Source organism: Acidithiobacillus caldus ATCC 51756, assembly GCF_000175575.2.
Taxonomy (GTDB): Bacteria; Pseudomonadota; Gammaproteobacteria; order Acidithiobacillales; family Acidithiobacillaceae; genus Acidithiobacillus_A; species Acidithiobacillus_A caldus.
This window is the reverse complement of the sequence record NZ_CP005986.1, coordinates 702,684-720,589: the sequence shown is the minus strand read 5'-3', so window position 1 is coordinate 720,589 and position 17,906 is coordinate 702,684. Positions and strand designations below refer to the sequence as shown.

General features: G+C 62.0%; 16 protein-coding genes and 1 tRNA gene. 12 read left to right on the top strand and 5 right to left on the bottom strand.

Features of this window, described 5'->3' with window-relative positions:
• Nucleotides 1-11: 11 nt before the first annotated feature.
• Nucleotides 12-1,163 carry an iron-containing alcohol dehydrogenase gene (locus tag ACAty_RS03600; protein ID WP_004870913.1) on the bottom strand — a complete coding sequence of 384 codons (1,152 nt, stop codon included), beginning with the start codon at nucleotides 1,161-1,163 and terminating at the stop codon, nucleotides 12-14.
• A gap of 339 nt (nucleotides 1,164-1,502) precedes the next feature.
• Here ACAty_RS03600 and purH point away from each other — a divergent pair, with 339 nt between their 5' ends.
• From purH to ACAty_RS03570, 6 genes are read left to right on the top strand one after another with little or no spacing between them, the layout of a single operon-like run.
• Nucleotides 1,503-3,068: a bifunctional phosphoribosylaminoimidazolecarboxamide formyltransferase/IMP cyclohydrolase gene (gene purH, locus ACAty_RS03595; RefSeq protein WP_004870911.1), complete on the top strand. Its 1,566-nt coding sequence runs from the start codon at nucleotides 1,503-1,505 to the stop codon at nucleotides 3,066-3,068.
• A gap of 9 nt (nucleotides 3,069-3,077) precedes the next feature.
• On the top strand, nucleotides 3,078-4,328 hold the full coding sequence (purD, locus tag ACAty_RS03590) for a phosphoribosylamine--glycine ligase (protein ID WP_004870909.1): 1,251 nt from the start codon (nucleotides 3,078-3,080) through the stop codon (nucleotides 4,326-4,328).
• Nucleotides 4,329-4,335: 7 nt separating this feature from the next.
• Nucleotides 4,336-4,896: an L-threonylcarbamoyladenylate synthase gene (locus ACAty_RS03585; protein WP_004870907.1), complete on the top strand. Its 561-nt coding sequence runs from the start codon at nucleotides 4,336-4,338 to the stop codon at nucleotides 4,894-4,896.
• A 2-nt stretch (nucleotides 4,897-4,898) separates the two neighbouring features.
• Nucleotides 4,899-5,792 (top strand): oxygen-dependent coproporphyrinogen oxidase, encoded by an 894-nt coding sequence (gene hemF, locus ACAty_RS03580; protein ID WP_004870905.1) that lies wholly within the window; start codon nucleotides 4,899-4,901, stop codon nucleotides 5,790-5,792.
• A gap of 6 nt (nucleotides 5,793-5,798) precedes the next feature.
• The gene (locus ACAty_RS03575) at nucleotides 5,799-6,896 is read left to right on the top strand and encodes a quinone-dependent dihydroorotate dehydrogenase (protein WP_051620832.1); all 1,098 of its coding nucleotides are present in this window, start codon (nucleotides 5,799-5,801) and stop codon (nucleotides 6,894-6,896) included.
• A complete protein-coding gene (locus ACAty_RS03570) occupies nucleotides 6,893-7,444 on the top strand; it encodes a GNAT family N-acetyltransferase (protein WP_004870900.1) in 552 nt (183 codons plus the stop codon). Before ACAty_RS03575 ends, ACAty_RS03570 begins: the two co-directional genes overlap by 4 nt.
• Nucleotides 7,445-7,488: 44 nt before the next feature.
• Here ACAty_RS03570 and ACAty_RS03565 read toward each other — a convergent pair whose 3' ends face one another.
• Together ACAty_RS03565 and ACAty_RS03555 are read right to left on the bottom strand one after the other, a co-directional pair.
• The gene (locus ACAty_RS03565; RefSeq protein ID WP_014002415.1) at nucleotides 7,489-8,007 is read right to left on the bottom strand and encodes a DUF3568 family protein; all 519 of its coding nucleotides are present in this window, start codon (nucleotides 8,005-8,007) and stop codon (nucleotides 7,489-7,491) included.
• A 256-nt stretch (nucleotides 8,008-8,263) separates the two neighbouring features.
• Complete coding sequence (locus ACAty_RS03555; RefSeq protein ID WP_004870896.1) at nucleotides 8,264-9,499, bottom strand: penicillin-binding transpeptidase domain-containing protein; 1,236 nt, start codon at nucleotides 9,497-9,499, stop codon at nucleotides 8,264-8,266.
• A 153-nt stretch (nucleotides 9,500-9,652) separates the two neighbouring features.
• On the opposite strand from ACAty_RS03555, the gene ACAty_RS03550 reads away from it, so the two are divergent.
• Nucleotides 9,653-9,889 (top strand): hypothetical protein, encoded by a 237-nt coding sequence (locus ACAty_RS03550; RefSeq protein ID WP_226047739.1) that lies wholly within the window; start codon nucleotides 9,653-9,655, stop codon nucleotides 9,887-9,889.
• A gap of 129 nt (nucleotides 9,890-10,018) precedes the next feature.
• Here the strand turns inward: ACAty_RS03550 and ACAty_RS03545 are convergent.
• Nucleotides 10,019-10,105 (bottom strand) — tRNA-Leu (locus tag ACAty_RS03545).
• Between the two features lie 75 nt (nucleotides 10,106-10,180).
• Nucleotides 10,181-10,726: a Slp family lipoprotein gene (locus tag ACAty_RS03540; protein WP_038471620.1), complete on the bottom strand. Its 546-nt coding sequence runs from the start codon at nucleotides 10,724-10,726 to the stop codon at nucleotides 10,181-10,183.
• 232 nt (nucleotides 10,727-10,958) lie between these two features.
• On the opposite strand from ACAty_RS03540, the gene ACAty_RS03535 reads away from it, so the two are divergent.
• From ACAty_RS03535 to ACAty_RS03515, 5 genes are all read left to right on the top strand, one after another.
• Nucleotides 10,959-13,157, top strand: a complete 2,199-nt coding sequence (locus tag ACAty_RS03535; RefSeq protein WP_004870891.1) for a TonB-dependent receptor — start codon at nucleotides 10,959-10,961, stop codon at nucleotides 13,155-13,157.
• A 69-nt stretch (nucleotides 13,158-13,226) separates the two neighbouring features.
• Nucleotides 13,227-13,904, top strand: a complete 678-nt coding sequence (locus ACAty_RS03530; RefSeq protein WP_004870889.1) for a MotA/TolQ/ExbB proton channel family protein — start codon at nucleotides 13,227-13,229, stop codon at nucleotides 13,902-13,904.
• Nucleotides 13,905-13,907: 3 nt separating this feature from the next.
• Nucleotides 13,908-14,306: an ExbD/TolR family protein gene (locus tag ACAty_RS03525; RefSeq protein WP_004870887.1), complete on the top strand. Its 399-nt coding sequence runs from the start codon at nucleotides 13,908-13,910 to the stop codon at nucleotides 14,304-14,306.
• 4 nt (nucleotides 14,307-14,310) lie between these two features.
• Complete coding sequence (locus ACAty_RS03520; protein ID WP_004870886.1) at nucleotides 14,311-17,157, top strand: bifunctional YncE family protein/alkaline phosphatase family protein; 2,847 nt, start codon at nucleotides 14,311-14,313, stop codon at nucleotides 17,155-17,157.
• Nucleotides 17,158-17,160: 3 nt separating this feature from the next.
• Entirely contained in the window at nucleotides 17,161-17,880 is a 720-nt protein-coding gene (locus tag ACAty_RS03515; RefSeq protein ID WP_004870884.1) for an energy transducer TonB, read from the top strand.
• Nucleotides 17,881-17,906: the final 26 nt, after the last annotated feature.

Genomic DNA, 17,906 nt, shown 5'->3' with positions numbered 1-17,906 from the left:
CCCCTCGGGCGTCAGGCACAGAGCTCCAGAATTTCCCGGCTGCGTTGCGGTGTGATGTCGCCACGCTCACCAAGCTTGACCATGCCGTGCTTCTCGAGCTGTTCGACCAGGGCCGGGATGGCGTCGCTGCCGATGCCGTAATCGCGCAGATGGGTCTTGACGCCCAGAGACTCGAAGAATGCACGGGTCCGGCCGATGGCCTCATCGATGATGTGCTCGTCGTCCCCGCTGAGGCCCCAGACCCTGCGCCCATACTGGATGAGTTTGTCGCGCTTGGCATCGCGCTGGCGCTGGAGCGTCGCCGGCAGCACCACCGCCAGGGTCTGGCCGTGATCGAGACCGTGCAGGGCGGTGATCTCGTGACCGATCATGTGCGTTGCCCAATCCTGCGGCACACCCGCTGCAATGAGACCGTTGAGAGCCATGGTGGCGCACCACATCATGTTGGCGCGTGCATCGTAGTCCTGCGGCTCCCGCAGCGTCTTCGGCCCCTCTTCGATCAGGGTCTGGAGAATGCCCTCGGCAAAACGATCCTGTAAGGGCGCGTTGACGGGATAGGTCAGGTACTGCTCCACGGTGTGAGTGAAGGCGTCCACCACCCCGTTGGCAATTTGGCGCGGCGGCAGGGTGAAGGTCTTGGTGGGGTCCAACACCGAAAAACGCGGATAGATGAGTGGGCTGCTGAAGGGTAGCTTTTCCCGGGTGGACGCACGGGTCACCACGGCAAAGGCGTTCATCTCGGAGCCCGTCGCCGGCAGCGTGAGCACCGTGCCCAGGGGCAGGGCCCGCTGCACTGCAGCATGCTCCGCCAGAATGGCCCAGGCATCCCCCTCGTGATAAAAAGCCGCAGCGATGAATTTGCTGCCGTCGATGACGGAGCCTCCGCCCACGGCAAGGATGAAATCCACCTGCTCCTTGCGCGCCAGATCCACTGCCCGCATCAGGGTCTCGAATTGCGGGTTCGCCTCGATGCCACCAAATTCGACAACGGCATGACCGGACAATGCGGCCTTGACCTCGGTGTAGACACCATTGCGATGGATGCTACCGCCGCCATAGGTCAAGAGAACCTTGGCGCCGGCAGGCACCTCCGCGGACAGCGCGGCAATCTGCCCCTGACCGAAAAGAATCTTCGTAGGATTATAAAAAGTGAAATTCTGCATGGCTTCTCCCGATGTCGCGATCGTTACGGCCTTCATTATATACCAACTGGTCGGTTCTGTAAAAATCGAGCTTCCGACCCCGCGCCCCACGAGGCCACCCTACTTCCGGAATCTCCCTTCAGAGCGCCAACTCCCAGGAATCCCAGGCAGGAAACCCAGGCATTGCGCCCCGGCGGATTCTCGGCTACTATATTCTCATCCGATAGGCGCAAGCCGCATCGAAGCGAACGCTCCCTCCATCAGGAGGTTTGGGTACGACAGGTTTCCTGGTCGTACCTTTTTTAATTTCATCGTCGCCGGAGCCTTTGCCTCGGGCGACGTCCATCGCAGAGGACGAACATGGGGGAAATCAAGCGCGCACTCATCAGTGTTTCGGACAAGCGCGGAGTAGTGGATTTCGCTCGACAATTGCGCGAGTTCGGGGTCGAGATCCTGTCGACGGGGGGCACCGCCGGCATCCTCCGTGCAGCGGACATCGACGTCATCGAGGTGAGTGACTACACCGGTTTCCCGGAACTCCTGGACGGTCGCCTCAAGACCCTGCACCCACGGATCCACGGCGGTCTGCTGGCGCGGCGCGACGACCCTCAGCACCAGCAACAGATGGTCGAGCAGGATATCCCACCCATCGATCTCCTCTGCGTCAACCTCTACCCTTTTGCGCAGACGGTGGCCCGACCCGATGTCACCCTGGCAGAGGCGGTGGAGCAGATCGATATCGGCGGCCCCACCATGCTCCGGGCGGCGGCCAAAAACTGGGAGAGCGTCACGGTTTTGGTAGACCCCGACGATTACCCGCGCGTTCTCCAGGAAATGGCGGCGAGCCAGGGCGGCGTCGGGGCCAAGCTGCGTTTTCAGCTGGCGACCAAGGTCTTCGCCCACACCGCGCGCTACGACGGAGCCATCTCCGACTATTTGTCCCGCCACGGTAGCGACGGTGCCACCGCCGCTTTTCCCCAGGTGCTCACGCTGCAGCTCCACAAAGTACAAGAGCTACGCTACGGCGAGAACCCACACCAACGCGCCGCCTTCTATCGTGAGGACGACACCACGGGCCTCGCCGCCCTGCAACAACTCCAAGGAAAGGAACTCTCCTACAATAACCTCAGCGACAGCGATGCGGCCCTGGCCCTCATCGCCGAATTCGATGCCCCCGCCTGCGTCGTCGTCAAGCACGGCAATCCCTGTGGGGTGGCTCTGGGCGAAAACCTCCATACGGCCATCCAGCGCGCCTGGGCTGCGGATCCGGTATCGGCCTTTGGCAGTGTCATCGCCTGTAACCGGCCAGTGGATGCCGATTCTGCCGCCTTTTTTGCCGGCGTCTTCGTGGAAGTCATTCTGGCGCCGGAGGTGACCGATTCTGCGCAAGTCCTGCTCCAGAGCAAGAAAAATCTGCGCGTGTTGCGCATCCCCGACATCCGTCCCTGGCAACGGCCAGGCCTCGATCTCAAGCGGGTCTGCGGCGGTCTGCTGGTGCAGGACCGCGATATCCGCCGCGAGCCACCCGAGGAGTGGCGAGTCGTCACGCGCCGCGCCCCGAGCCCACAGGAAATGGAAGATCTGGCATTTGCCTGGACCCTTGCCCACCACGTCCGTTCCAATGCCATCGTCTACGTCGCCCAACGGCAGAGCCTGGGCATTGGCGCCGGTCAGATGAGTCGCGTCGATGCCGCGCGCTGTGGCGCAGAAAAGGCGCAGGGGCTGGGTTTCGACCTGCGCGGATCGGCCCTCGGCTCCGACGCCTTTTTTCCCTTCCGAGATGGTGTCGACACCGCCGCACGTGTCGGTGTGCGTGCCATCATCCAGCCGGGTGGGTCCATCCGCGACGAGGAAGTCATCGCCGCTGCCGATGAAGCCGACATCGCCATGGTCTTCACTTCGGTCCGTCATTTCCGCCACGGTTAGGAGCAGGTCATGGATCGCGTACTGGTATTGGGTCAGGGCGGACGTGAACACGCCCTCGCCTGGAAGCTCGCGCAGTCGCCCCGGGTGGAGCAGGTCTTTTGCGCTCCAGGCAACCCTGGTACCGCCGCGGAGCCCAAGGTGCAGAACCTCAATCTCGCCAGCGACGATGCTGCGGGACTCATAGAGACAGCGCGCCGTCTCGCCATCTCCCTGGTGGTCGTGGGTCCCGAGGCACCCCTGGTGAGCGGGGTTGCCGACGCTCTGCGCCGCGCTGGCATTGCCGTCTTTGGCCCCAATGCCGATGGCGCCCAACTGGAAGGCAGCAAGCTGTACGCCAAGGCCTTCATGGCCCGGCATGGACTGCCCACGGCAGCCTATGGCCGCTTTACGGGACTCGATCCGGCTCGCACCTTTTTACGGCGACAGGATCTGCCCGTCGTCGTCAAGGCCGACGGCCTGGCGTCCGGCAAGGGAGTGGTGGTTGCCACGACACTTGCCCAGGCGGAACAGGCCGCGGAAAAGTTTCTCCGCCAGGGGCCCATCCTCATCGAGGCCTTTCTGGAGGGCGAAGAGGCGAGCTATATCGCCATCGTTGCCGATGGCCAGGTTCTGGGCCTCGCCGGCTCCCAGGATCACAAGCGTCTCCTGGACGGCGATCGCGGTCCCAACACCGGCGGCATGGGCGCCTACTCCCCGACGCCCATTCTCGATACTCACATGGCCGAGCGGGTACGTCGGGAGATCATGGTACCGGCGGCACAGGGACTCCTGGCCGAGGGTATCTCCTATCGCGGCTTCCTCTACGCTGGCCTCATGATCGGCGCCGACGGTCCCCGCATCCTGGAGTTCAACTGCCGTCTTGGGGATCCCGAAACCCAACCCCTGATGCTGCGCATGCGCTCCGATCTCTATCCCCTCTTGTTGTCGGCGGCCCGCGGCGACGGCCTGCCCACGCAGATCGACTGGGATCCGCGCACGGCCCTGTGTGTGGTACTCGCAGCCGCCGGCTATCCCGAAGCGCCGCGCACGGGGGACACCCTGACCTTACCCACCGCGCTACCCGCCGACTGCAAGATTTTTCATGCGGGCACACGGGCGCGCGACGGGAAGCTCTACACCCAGGGAGGGCGGGTGCTCGGGGTGACGGCCCTTGGCCCGGATGTGGCTGCGGCCCAGCAACGCGCCTACGATGTCGTTCAACGGATTTCCTGGCCGGGCATGCAGTTTCGCCGCGACATCGGCTGGCGCGCGCGGCCGTGAAGCGGCGATGTTGCCCAAAAGTCCGCGCCGCCAGGATCTGCGCAAGGCCGTAGCTTTACTGCGCCATGGCCAGGTGATCGCCTATCCCACCGAGGGCGTGTGGGGTCTGGGATGCGATCCTCGCCGTCGCCCTGCCTTGCGCCACATCTTGCGACTCAAGAAACGCCCGCAGCACAAAGGCGTACTGCTCATTGCCGCGACGCGCTCCCAGGCCGCCCGGTTTGCCGACCTCGATGCCGTAGAGGAGCAAGTCCTCGGCCGTTATTGGCCCGGCACGACCCTGGTACTACCGGCGAGAAAGGAGGCAGCAGCGTGGCTACGCGGGCAGCATGGTGGAATCGCCATCCGGGTGACCCACCATGAGGCCAGCCGACGCCTGTGCCGATCCTTTGGCCGTGCCATCGTTTCCACCAGCGCCAATCCCGCAGGCTTGCAAGCGGCGCGGGATTTGCGCACCCTAAAGCGGTACTTTGGCGCGCGCGTCTGGGCCTTGCCAGCCCGTCTGGGTGGCCAGCGCCGGCCCAGTCGCATCATCGACGCGGTTACTGGACGAATTCTCAGGAGTTGACCGTGACCCAGATCCCTTGTGTGGATACCCTCGAGCGCTTCCTCTTAGACTTGCAGGATCGCATCTGTACCGTCCTCGAGGAACACGACGGTCGCGCGCACTTTCGGGAAGATCGCTGGGAGCGCGGCGAAGGTGGCGGCGGCCGTACCCGCGTCCTTCAGGACGGTGATCTCCTGGAAAAAGGCGGCGTGAATTACTCCCGCGTCTTTGGCCAGAGTCTGCCGCCCTCGGCCACGGCCCACCGGCCGGAACTGGCGGGTCAGGCCTTTACCGCCCTGGGCGTGTCTTTGGTGCTGCACCCGCGCAATCCCTATGTCCCCATCGTCCACATGAACTATCGCTTTTTCAGCGCCGGTAGCGTCTGGTGGTTCGGCGGCGGTGCCGATCTCACTCCTGTCTACGGCTTTGCCGAGGACGCCCGTCACTTCCACGCTGTCCTCAAGGCTGCCTGCGATCGTCATGGGCCCGACTACTATCCGCGTTTCAAGGAATGGTGCGACAACTACTTTTACCTGCGCCACCGCCAGGAGATGCGCGGCGTCGGCGGTATCTTTTTTGACGACCTCAACGGCGATCCCGTCGCCATTCAGGCCCTTTGGCAGGATCTTGCCCACAGCTTCCTGGACAGTTGGCTCCCCATCGCCCAGGTGCGCCGCGCCCATCCCTACGGCGAACGGGAGCGCCAGTGGCAGCTGTTGCGCCGCGGTCGTTACGTCGAGTTCAATCTGGTCTACGATCGCGGCACGCTCTTCGGGCTGCAATCCGGTGGCCGAACCGAAAGCATTCTCATGTCCCTGCCGCCTTTGGCGGCCTGGGAATACGACTGGCGTGGGGAGCCCGACAGTCCGGAGGCGCGGCTCAAGAGCGATTTTCTGACTCCCCGGAACTGGGTCTGAGTGGCCGTGGACTTCTCTCGCTGGCGCCCCTGGCTCTTTCTACTGGAACCGGAGCATGCCCATGCCCTCAGCCTGCGCGTTCTGGGTGGACTCAACGAAATGCCCAAAACCCGCGCCCATCTCTGGCCCCACCGGCCCTCGGATCCGCGTCTGGCCCAGGAGCTCTGGGGCCTGCACTTTGCCCATCCCGTAGGGCTAGCCGCTGGTTTCGATAAGGATGGCCAGGCCCTCAAGAGTCTTGCCAGCGTGGGTTTTGCCTTTCTGGAGTTGGGGACGGTAACTCCGCGCCCGCAGCCCGGCAATCCCGGTCCCCGCATCTTTCGCTATCCCCAGCAGCGCGCCGTCATCAATCGTCTGGGCTTCCCCAGCCAAGGGGGGTCGGCCGTGGCCGACCGCCTCGCAGCCACACTCCCCCTGACGGTGCCCCTGGGCATCAACATCGGCAAAAATCGCGAGACCCCCCTGACCGCCGCCGTGGGCGATTACCGTGCCCTCATCCAGCAACTGGGACCCTTCGCCGATTACATCAGCATCAACGTCAGTTCACCCAACACCCCGGAGCTGCGTCGTCTGCAAGATCCCCAGAGCCTTCGCCCACTACTCCAGGAGCTCCGGGAAGCACGGCAGAAACTGCAGCGTCAGCCGCCGCTCCTGCTCAAAATAGCCCCCGATCTCGCGCCCGACGAGGTGACCGCCCTAGCGGCTCTGGCGCAGGAGCCGCAGCCCCTACTGGACGGCTTCATCGCCACCAATACCACCCTTGGCCGGCCGTCCGACTGGCCCCATCCCGCTGAGGCCGGCGGACTCAGTGGCGCACCCCTGAAACGCCGCGCGAATGGCATCATTGCCCAACTCTATCGCGCAAGTTCGGGACGGCTACCCATCATTGGTGTGGGTGGCGTGGCGACGGCACAGGATGTGTTGGACAAGATCGAGGCCGGCGCAAGCCTGGTACAGCTCTATACCGCCCTGATCTATGAAGGCCCAGATCTCGTCCAGCAGATCACCGATGCCTTGCCAGAACTCCTGACAGACCGGGGTGTGGATCACCTCGGCGCGCTGGTGGGGAGACGGGCCGAGCACTGGGCCAGCCTACCTGCATGAGCGCGGTCGTTGCACGGCTCGCCCAGACGGCGGACCTGCCCGCCCTGGTCACCCTCGTCAACGGCGTCTACCGCGGTCCGGAAGCCGCAGCCCGGGCCTGGACCACGGAGGCCAACATCATCGATGGGCAGCGCTGCGACTTGGAGATGCTACAAACCCTCCACCAGCCCCCGCTCGCCTTCTTTCTACTCTTGGAGGAACCTGAGACAGGACGGATTGCCGCCGCTTGTCACCTGAAGGATTGCGGTGCGGCGATAGCAGAGACGGGGATGCTCTCGGTGGCCCTTCATCGCCAGGGCCAGGGGCTGGGCAGTCTGCTCCTGCATCGCGCCGAGACCGAGGCGCAACACCGGTGGCAGAGCAGCGTCATGCGCCTGTGGGTCATTGACGGCCGGGTCGAGCTTCTCGCCTTCTACGCCCGCCGCGGTTACCGCGCGACGGGTGTCCACCAGCCTTTCCCTAGCGACCCACGCTACGGTATTCCGCGGACACCGGGTCTACGCCTCTTGGCCCTGGAAAAACCCTTGGCAAGGTCGCCAAAGCGGTAGTCACCCGAGAGTCCCCCCTCCAGTCCGGCTCACGCAAACGGCCATCACTGCAGGGGGATGGTCTGCTGCCCCTCGCTCTGGTTGGCATTTTCGGTGTTCGTGCTCGGGCTCGGCACGGTACCGCTGGGCGCCACGGCACTGGCCGCCGCACCCAACTGCTGGGACAGTAGGTGCTGGAACTGCAGGGACTCCGCCCTGTCACCGAAGGTACCGATGCGGATGTTGACCTTGGTTACGTCCGTCGCCATGGAGGTGAGGGTCACCCGGGCGGTTTGGCCGCGGTTGGTAGTCCCCTCGACAATGGCCTCATTGGCCGATTTTTGGATCATGCCGTTGTAGCGAATGTTCATCTGCTGGAAAGCGGCCTGCGTCCCTCGACTCGCCGTACTGAGCGATACCGGATAGTAGGCGTAATAGTTCGCCACACCCCCGTTCTCCACATAGGCCACCGCGCCGCCACCGGCACCGGCGCCCAAGAGTGCGACGCAACCGCCAAGGGGCAGGGTGGAGAGCAACGCCAAGGCCAACAAATATCTACCAGGACGTTTGAGACTCGTATGCATAAGGTTCTCCCATGGGCTGCAGGTCGCGGACGATTGCGCTGGCAGCAACCAGTATCGCCCAAGATATTTCACGGGTGGCTGCAAAGAGACGGTGCTCGATTCGCCGGGCGCCGCCCCCGTTCTCGACCTGGACAAAAGTGTGTCCGGGCCAGGCCACAAAGTGTGATGATGATACCACACGGCCCGATGGCGTCCACGCCGGGCGGCGGCGGATACCGTGGAAGCCCCTGCGCACTCTGCAAGCAAATAAGCAGCGTCACGAGCCACCACCCTCACTCCAGATTTCCGCCTGGGCACGGCGGATAAGGGGTGTCTGCACGCGACAGAGCATTTTTTGGTTTTGGGGGACAGGTACCTTGAGCAATTCACCGGCATCGAGCTGGGCGGTATCCGGAAGACCATTGAGGCGCTGCAAGGCCGCCGTATCGAGCCCGTAGCGCTGTGCCAGGCGCGCCCAGGTAAGGCCGCTCGGCACACGAATATATCTGTCCCCACCCGTGTGGCAGGCTGGCGGGATATCCATCTCGCGCAGCGCGTGGGACATGGCGACGCGGAACACTGGCGCAGCCTCGATGCCGCCAAAATTCCACTGGATGTGGCTTCCCCGTAAAGAGACGGCCATGACCAGGCGAGGATGATCACCAGGGGCAAAACCAACGAAGGTCGCGTTGGTGGTGTGGTGATGGAACCCACCATGACCGTTGGCCATGTCCGCCGTTCCGGTCTTCCCGGCCACCCGATAACCGGGTATGGCAGCGAGAATACCCGTACCATTGGGACGCGTAACGGACTGCAGCCAATGGCGCAAGGTATCCGCGACCCAGCGCGGCATCACCCGCCGTTGCCAGGGACGTTCCGCCTTCAGCAGTTCCGGGCGCACGTAATCGCCGCCGTTGGCAATGGCGGCATAAGCGTCTACCAGCTGCAGAGTGGTCACCGACACTCCGTAACCGAGCGCGATGGTTGCGTGTCTGGCCTGACTCCAGTGCTGCCAATGGGGTAGGATGCCCGCAGTCTCGCCCGGCAAGCCCAGAGGCGGCAAACGACCAAAGCCTACGGCACGATAAAGGTCGTAAATGGTTTTCCGCGGCGTCCGCAAGGCAATTTTCGAGGCTCCTATGCAACTGGAATATTTCAATATTTTTTTAATGGAAAGCACGTGGTGTCGAACATCATCGGTAATGCGGTAGCCATCGACGACCAGCGGATGGAAGACGTTGAATCGAGCCGACGGTGCCACGCTATGACTGGCCAGAGCGGCCGCCACCACGAAGGGTTTCATCACCGAACCCGGCTCAAAAGCCTGATGTACGGCATTGTCGACCAGGTCCGCTGGATTCGTGCACGCACTGAGTCGATTTGGGTTACAGCTGGGAACGCTCACCATGGCGAGAATGTGGCCGGTGTGAACATTCAGAATCACCGCAGAACCATCGATGGCGTGAAAGCGATGCAAGGAATCGTCCAGATCGATATAGGTCCAATATTGCATTTGCGGACGAATGCTAAGCTGCAATGACCGACCCGGCGTCGCCCTCTGATGCGTACCCAGAAAAATGCCATTATCGATATAAGTCCCTTATGCTTTGCCAATCTTCACAAAGGAATATCCGGGCCGTCGGCGATACGGGACTATATTCAGGACATGAGCGCACTGGGACGCCTTGGCGCAGAGATCGTCATCGATCCGCACTGGTGGATACCCGGTCAGGCACACTCCCAGAAACTTCAGTTGGAAACGGTCGTGAGCAGCCTACAACAGCGGGATATGCGTGCGAAGGTCCTGTTACAGACCGATGGATATCGTCAGGCACGTGCCCTGTTCCCATACGTGCGCACACATCCGTGGCTGGCGGGCGTACTGGTACGCAGCGGAGACTGACGCACGGGAGTGGGCAATGCTTCCCGCCCGTAGCTTCATGCATGGGAACCGGCAGATCGCCGTGGACTGCGCAACTGAGCGCCTGCAGAGGCAGAGACCTGGGATCCTGCCACGAATTATCGAATTCTATGGTACCGAGAGTCGGACTCGAACCGACACGGTGTCACCACCACCGGATTTTGAGTCCGGCGCGTCTACCAATTCCGCCATCCCGGCAATGACTTGATAAGTATACCGGCGGCCTGCGTCGCACTCAATAGCAACGCAGCGCCTGGGTAGCTGCGTGCGACTTTAGGGATAACCCCACCACCAACCGGGACCACCCCAGAAATACGGGCCTCCCCACCCCCAGCCGAAACCGCTGTTGATGTACACCGTACGCGACACCCGCTCCGGTGGCCGCAGGGGCCACAGGTATACCCGGCTGGCTTCGAGCTTTGGGTAGGGATAATCGAACCCACCCACTTTCATGGTCTGCACCCCGGTGATGGTGCCGATGAAGCTCACCTCACGACCGGCACTATAGAGTTCCGGATCGTAGAAGCCCGGAGCGCAGGCAAGGAAGCGTCCCTGGTCGCTCTCGCCGCGCCCAGTCTCGGGCCGCCCCTCGGAATTCAGGCGGAACGCCAAAACTTGGAAGCAGGTCTGACTGGCCTCAGGCTGAGTGTGGATGATGGTTCCACCCCAGCGCACCACCTTGCCATTCTCCGCCCCCGTCTGGGATTGCCGCGGCGTGATGGGGGGAAAGTTGCCGGCGACAGGGGACATCGTCGCACATGCCGAGATCGACCCGGCGAGCACGACACCGATACAGACGCGTAACCATTTCCGATACATACATGCTCCCTACGCAAGCTGGTGGCGAGCCATACTTATCCTTTAGGACCATTATGCCGGGGGGCGGTTCCGGGGAAAAGGGAGCCGTGCAAATGTCACAAAAATGTCATCAAAGGTTCATCAAAGTGTCACATTTCTCTGCTAGAGTACCGCCCATAAAGTCTCCCGGAGATACCGGGCGGCGCCAACGGCCGCAAATTCCAATTTTTCGACCGTCACTGTGGAGCGTCAGATGAACCGTAACAAGGCCTTATCCGTGGCAGTAATCGCGAGCGTGCTTGCCCTCAGCCAGATGCCCGTCCAGGCAGCCGAGTCCCTTGGCACCGTCACCGGATCCGCTCAGGGCAGCAGTGGTTTCTTTGGTTCCAGTCCCAATGTCAATACCGGCGAAACCCCACCCAGCGATGTCCAGCAGATCCAGAAGTTCAAGCAGGACACCACCAACGCCGAGACCACCATCACCCGGGGCCAGTACGAAATGCTCACCCCCACGGACTCCTACACCCAGTCCCTGCAGAATCTGCCCAACGCCGTAGTCGTCAGCAGCGGCGACAGTATGGATGGAGACGACGTCTATATCAACGGGTTCAGCAAGAGCCTCATCAACTTCACCCTGGACGGCATTCCCCTCAACGACAACGATAGCTATACCTACTATTCCAACGAGTTCATTCCTTCGGTCCTGGTTGCCGGCACCAAGTACTATCCGGGTGCTCAGTCCGCCGCCATTCCCGGTCTGGCCAGCTTCGGCGGATCCATCGAGACCTACAGCCTCAAGCCCTCCCCCTACTTCTTCCTGCGGCCTATGGTGGGTGGCGGTTCCTTTGGCAAATACAACTATGGTGGCCTCGTCAATACTGGGCTCTTTCTGAAGAATATCGCGCCAACCTCTGCCTGGCTCTATGTCAATACGAATCATCGCGATGGCTACTTCCAGAATAACGGTGCCATCCAGACCCAGTTCCTCTTCAAATCCGTCACCCAGATTGGTCCAGGCGCTCTTACGCTCTTCTTCACCCAAAACAATCAGCGCTTCAATTACTACAACGGTGCGACGGCGGCGCAAATCGCGCAATTCGGCAACGACTACAATGGGTACACGAGCAACCCCTTCCTCGCCAATGGCAGACCCAACACCTTCTATACTGGCTACAACTACAACCGTTACCTGAATTGGCTAGGTTACGGAAAATACGAAGGGGAAGTTGGCAAGGTCAAGTTCTCGGAACAATTTTACTATTACTATGGTAACGGCTACGGCGCTGGTGCCACCACCTTTACCCAAACACTCCTGACGCCGGCGGGATCGGTACAGCGCGTTGCTCCCGCGGCAAACCAGGTACTCCTGCGCAACAGCATCAACAACACCCATCGCTGGGGAAATATCGTCAAACTCGCCTACCCGTTGGGCCCGGTGGATACGGAGCTCGGCTTCTGGTTCAACCACAACAACACCACACACGACGCCCAGTACTTCAACCAGGCCAACGTCTACCTGGGATCCACATATATCGAACCCGTTGTCACGGATACCTACGAGCCCTATATCGTTTTCAATTACAAGCCGGTGGAGCGTTTGAAGCTCACGGCTGGCGTCAAGTACCTCTACGCCAACCGGGATTTCAAGAACTACGTGGCGCTCGCTCAAGGCCAGCCCGGTGTATTCAACGCCAGCTTCCACCAGGTCTTGCCCTCCGTGGGTGCGAATTACCAGGTCATGGAGGGCATCAACCTCTTTGCCAATTTCACCCAAAATGCCAACCCGCCGGGATACAATCAGTTCTACACGGGCGTCTTCAATCCCTCTCTGGCGCCCCAAAAAGCCAACACCTACGATCTGGGTCTAGTCTGGAATCGGGGCTTCTGGAAAGGCGAACTGGATCTCTTCCGGGTAGATTTCCGCAACTATATTCTCTCCACCACCGTACAGGTAGGTTCCTTCAACCAGACGGTCTTGGCCAACGCCGGCAAGGCCATCAACCAAGGTATTTCTTGGCAGAACAATTTTGTGTTCAACGACCAGTTGAGTGCCTATGCCAATGTCGGCTTTTTGGATGCGCGCCTGAAATCGGCAGGGCAACCTTTCCCCTATGCACCCCACCACACCGAGTCCGTGGGCCTGATCTATCGCGATGGCGGCTTTAAGGCTACCGTGGGCTTCAATGAAATAGGCAATGCCTATTACAATCTGGGTGGCAAGTTCCTGCCTCTGGGTAGCCGGTTTTATACCAACGCGAGCCTCCGTTATACCCTCAACAACATGCCTTTGAGTTCTGGCGGCTTTGGCCTCAAGAAAGTCTCTTTGGGTGTTTACGTCAACAACCTTTTCGATCGCACCTGGATTCAGAGCTACAGCGGCAGCAACGCCAATCCCAACCTGAAGCTCAACCTCCCGGCCAACGTCTACGCGACCCTGGACGCGAGCTTCTAACCTCACCAATCCACCAAATCCGCCAAGCGGGATGTCCTTACAGACATCCCGCCAACGAAAGGAATTGCCATGGACATACACGCCCTTTTCACCATAGCCCAAGAATCCGGCGGTATCCTCTATATCATGCCGCTCATCCTCCTGCTCGTTCTGTGGGTGAGTTTCGAGCGCTTCCTCTTCATCAACCGCATGGTGCACCAAGGGGAGCAGATCGCGACGGCACTGGACTCCGCGGCAGACCTCAAGCCCAGCACCCTAGCACCCATTGCCGAGGCTAGCCCCTACCCCTTCCGCGCCCTGCTCGAAGTCCCCCTGCGCTTTCCCCAGATTCGCGACAGTGCCCGTCTGTCGGAAATTCTCCAGGAGGTGGTCATGCGCCAGGTACCTAGCCTGGACAAACGCCTCTGGATCCTCGACACCGCCGTGACCCTCGCACCGCTGCTGGGTCTGCTCGGCACCATCGTCGGCATGTTCCACGCTTTCCAAGTGCTCGGCGACGCTGCCAATAACCCCACGGCCATCACGGGCAATGTTGCCGAAGCCTTGCTCGCCACCGCCGCAGGGCTCGTCATCGCCATCATTGGCCTCGTTACCTTCAACGGCCTGCACAACCGCATGCGTCTGGTCGTCCACCAAATGGAAACCCTGCGCAATATGCTGGTCAATCGCCTGGAGGGTCTGGATCACAGTCACGCCCTGGTGACCAGCGACCCAAAGCCCGTCTACTACGCTGCACAGGAGGCCTGAGCCGTGCAGTATCTGGAGGTCAAAAAAGCCCGCATCGAGATCATCCCGATGATCGACATCATGCTGTTTTTGCTGGTGTTCTTCATCATGGTGACCATCCACATGATCCCCGATAAGGGCATGCCCGCGCAGATGCCGGGCTCCAGCACCGCGCAGGAATTGCCTAAACCCAAGCTCGTGATCAATCTCAACGCCCAAGGCGAAGCCGAGATCGAGGGCAAGACTTACGGTCGCGCTGCCCTGGAGGAATATCTGCGCCAGCACGATCCCGAGCACCTGCAGATTACCATCGCCGCCGATAAACATGCCGACGTCCAGGCACTGGTCCATGTCATGGACACCTGCCGCAAGGCCGGCGTCACGGCCATCGGTCTGGCGTCCCGTCCCGAAGAGGCGCGCTGAGCCCATGCGATTCGTCCCATCCTACGCACGCCCTCTGCTCCGCTCGGCGGCGGTATTCGCCTGCCTCGCTGCCACGGCCATCTTTGCACGCGAGTCGGCAACGGCTCCGGCTAGCTCGGCGACCCTCATCTCCAGCGGTCAGCGGCTGATGCCGCTGGCCACTCCGGGAAGCGCTTTCTGGCGGCTGCCGGCCGATGGCACGCATCCGGATCTGGCCCTGCACGGCGCCACGCGCATCCTGCTTGCTGCCAGTGGTAACGAGGCCTTGGTCCTGGGTGCCGGCTACAAGAATGTCGACGAGGCACCCGGCAAAACGGACCAGAAGCTCTCCAACCAGCACCTCCTCCGCCTGCAGCTCTCTTCGCAGGTGCCAGCCCTGGCGCAATCCCTTCCCCTTTTCGACAGTTTTGAGGGCATGGCCCTGAGTGCCGATGAGCGAACCCTGTACCTCAGCACCGGTGTGAAGGACGGTGTCCTGGTCCTGCAGCGCACCGATGCGCGGGCCCCGTGGCGAATCGCTGGACCGAGCATTGCCCTGGGACACCAAGGCAAAGGTCTCGGAATTGGCGTCAAACCTCTGGCTGCAGGTCTCGCCCTGGATCCCAGTGGTCACTACCTCCTCGTCTGTAACACCTTCGACGATTCCGTGAGCCTCATCGATACCTACAGTCGCCGCGTCCTGTGGGAGCAAGATCTGCGTCCCGGTCCCAGCCAGGGTCAAAGCGGTGTGGCCGGTGGCGAGTATCCTCTGACGCTCGTCTGGACGGATGCGGCACACGCCATCGTTTCCAGCCTCAGGGATCGAGAACTGATACTGCTGAAAGTTGCCCCCGACGGCGCCCAGGTCCTGCGGCGTCTGGCCGTTCCAGGCAACCCCGGACGCCTGCTCGTGGACGAGGCCCGTAAGCGCCTGTACGTCGCTCAGGACAATCGGGACAGTATTGCGGTGATAGACCTGGCCGATTTCCAGATGCTGGGTGAAGCCCCCCTCCTGCCCGCAAAGCTCGCGCCCGAACTGCAGGCTGCGGGTTTTGTGGGCGCCAAGAATCTCGGCTGGTCTGCCAACAGTCTGGCCATGTCTCGCGACGGCAAGCGGCTCTACGCCAGCATTGGCCGCATGAATGCCGTTGCCTTGCTGGACCTTAGCCGCGATCGGCCCGAGAGCCTCGCCCTCCTGCCAACGGCCTGGTCACCCCAGGACCTTGCCGTGAGCGCCGATGCCCAAACGCTCTGGGTGGTCAACAACAAAACCATGCCGGGCCCCAATACCGGGCTCTGCTACGGACGCTTTCGCGGCTGTCTCGACACTTCTCCTGTGCAGGCGCGAGCCAACCAGTACATTCTGCAGAAAGTGGACTCCGGTTTGCAGAAGATTCCCCTTCCGCAGGATCCCAAAATCCTCGATCGTCTGACCCGCGAGACCTGGCAGAACAATCACCCGGCCATTCCCCTGACTCCCCAGGAGCAGGCGACCCTGGCCTTCCTGCGCCAGCACGTTCATCACGTCATTTACGTGATCAAGGAAAACCGCAGTTACGATCAGATATTTGGTGATCTCCCGCGTGGCAACGGCGATCCGAAACTCGCCGAATTTCCGCGCCGCACCACACCCAATCAGCACCGAGCTGCGGAGCAGTACGTGCTCCTGGACAACTTTCTGGTAACGGGTGAGGTCAGTGGCAACGGCTGGGCCTGGTCCACGGCGGGTCGTGAGTCCTACCTCAGCGTCAAGACCCTGCCCTTGTCCTACAGCAATGGTGGCGGCGCTTACGATTGGGAAGGGAGCAATCGGGGCATCAACGTGGCCCTGACTGGTGCTGCCCGGCGCGCAGCCGATCCGCGCTTACCCGAGGATCCGGACCTTCTTCCGGGGACCGCCGATGCCGCCGCCCCCGATGCCATGGATGGAGCAAGACAAAAGGGCTACCTCTGGAGTGCCGCGCTACGACAGGGCGTCACGGTCCGCAACTACGGCTTCTTTCTAAGTCTCTACCACCGCGCCGAGGACACCACCTACAAGGCTTCCCGCCACGCCTTTGCCGAGCAGAAACCCCAAGGTGTGTCCGCCAATCCGGAGCTCGCCCCCCTGACGGATGTCTATTACCGCGGCTTTGACAGTGCCTACCCCGATTTCTGGCGCTTCAAGGAGTGGGAACGGGAATTCAGCGCCTACGAGAAGCAAGGGCAACTGCCACAGCTCTCCCTGGTGCGTTTGCCGGGGGATCACACCGGCTCCTTCAAGGAGGCCATGGACGGTATCGACACTCCAGAACGCCAGGTGGCAGATAACGATTATGCCCTGGGACTCCTGCTGGAGCGGGTGGCGCACAGCCGCTTTGCCAAGGATACCCTGATCTTTGTGCTGGAGGACGATGCCCAGGACGGTCCCGACCACGTGGATGCCCACCGCAGCATCGCTCTGGTGGTGGGTCCCTACGTCGCCCGCGGGAGGGTGGTCTCCGCTCCCTACAATACCCTCAGCATGCTGCGCACCATGACGGAAATTCTCGGTATCTCGCCCATGAACGGTCTGGTGGCAGCGGCGCGGCCCATGGTCGAGGTCTTCGACACGCAACAGACCCAGTGGAATTTCGACGCTTGTCCCTCGCCCTACATCCTGGGAACCGCCCTGGCGGAGCATTTCCCGGCCTCGGCCAAAACCTGCGCAACGCAGACTGCCCAAGCGCCACGCCACGACCGCCTTTATTGGGCAAAGGCGACCGCCGGAATGGATTTCCGCACCGAGGATCGTCTCGATACCACGCGCTACAACCGCATCCTCTGGAGCGGCTTGATGGATGGACCCTATCCCAGCGCTCAGGTCGCGACAGCATCGATGAGGGAGGACTGAGCCGTGGATATCGATTTTCGTGAGCTTGGGACGGAGCTTCGCGCCGAGCCCCAAACTCAGAGAAAAGCCTGGATACTGGCCATTCTGGCGGAAGCCACTCTGCTGGGCCTGGCGCTATGGCAGGCGCAGAGCTCTACCCCACCGCCCGCCGCCATGCCGCCCATGCAGCTGGAACTCGTGCAGGAACCCAAGCCCCTGCCACCGGCGCCGCCACCCCCCAAGCCGACACCGACGCCGCCCAAACCCACGCCCAAGCCGGTTCCGAAGCCAACGCCAAAGCCGGTGCCAAGGCCCACACCCAAACCGGAACCAGCGCCCAAGCCCGTACGCGAGGCCCTGCCGCCGAGCCCCCTGCCCAGTCCGGTACAGGCGCCGCCGCCCCAGCCCGTGCCGCAGACACCGCCGCCACCTCCGGCACCGCCCGCCAACCCCGCGGTGAAGGCGGACTACCGCGCTTTGGTCAAAGGCGCAATCCAAGCGGCGGTGCGCTATCCCGAAGCGGCGCGGATGCTGGGCGAGCAGGGGCGGGTACTGGTGCATTTCGATCTGCGCAACGGGGTGGTGTCCCGCGCCTACATCGTGCGCAAGGGTAGTCTCGAAGCCTTCGATAGCGCAGCCCTTGCGGCGGTTCGGGACGCGCGGATGCCACCCACCCCCGCCGAGCTCAAAAACGAAAACTTCAGCTTCGATGTGGAAGTGGAATTCGTACTGCGCAATGACTAAACCCATTTTTGCCTATGGAGCAAAAG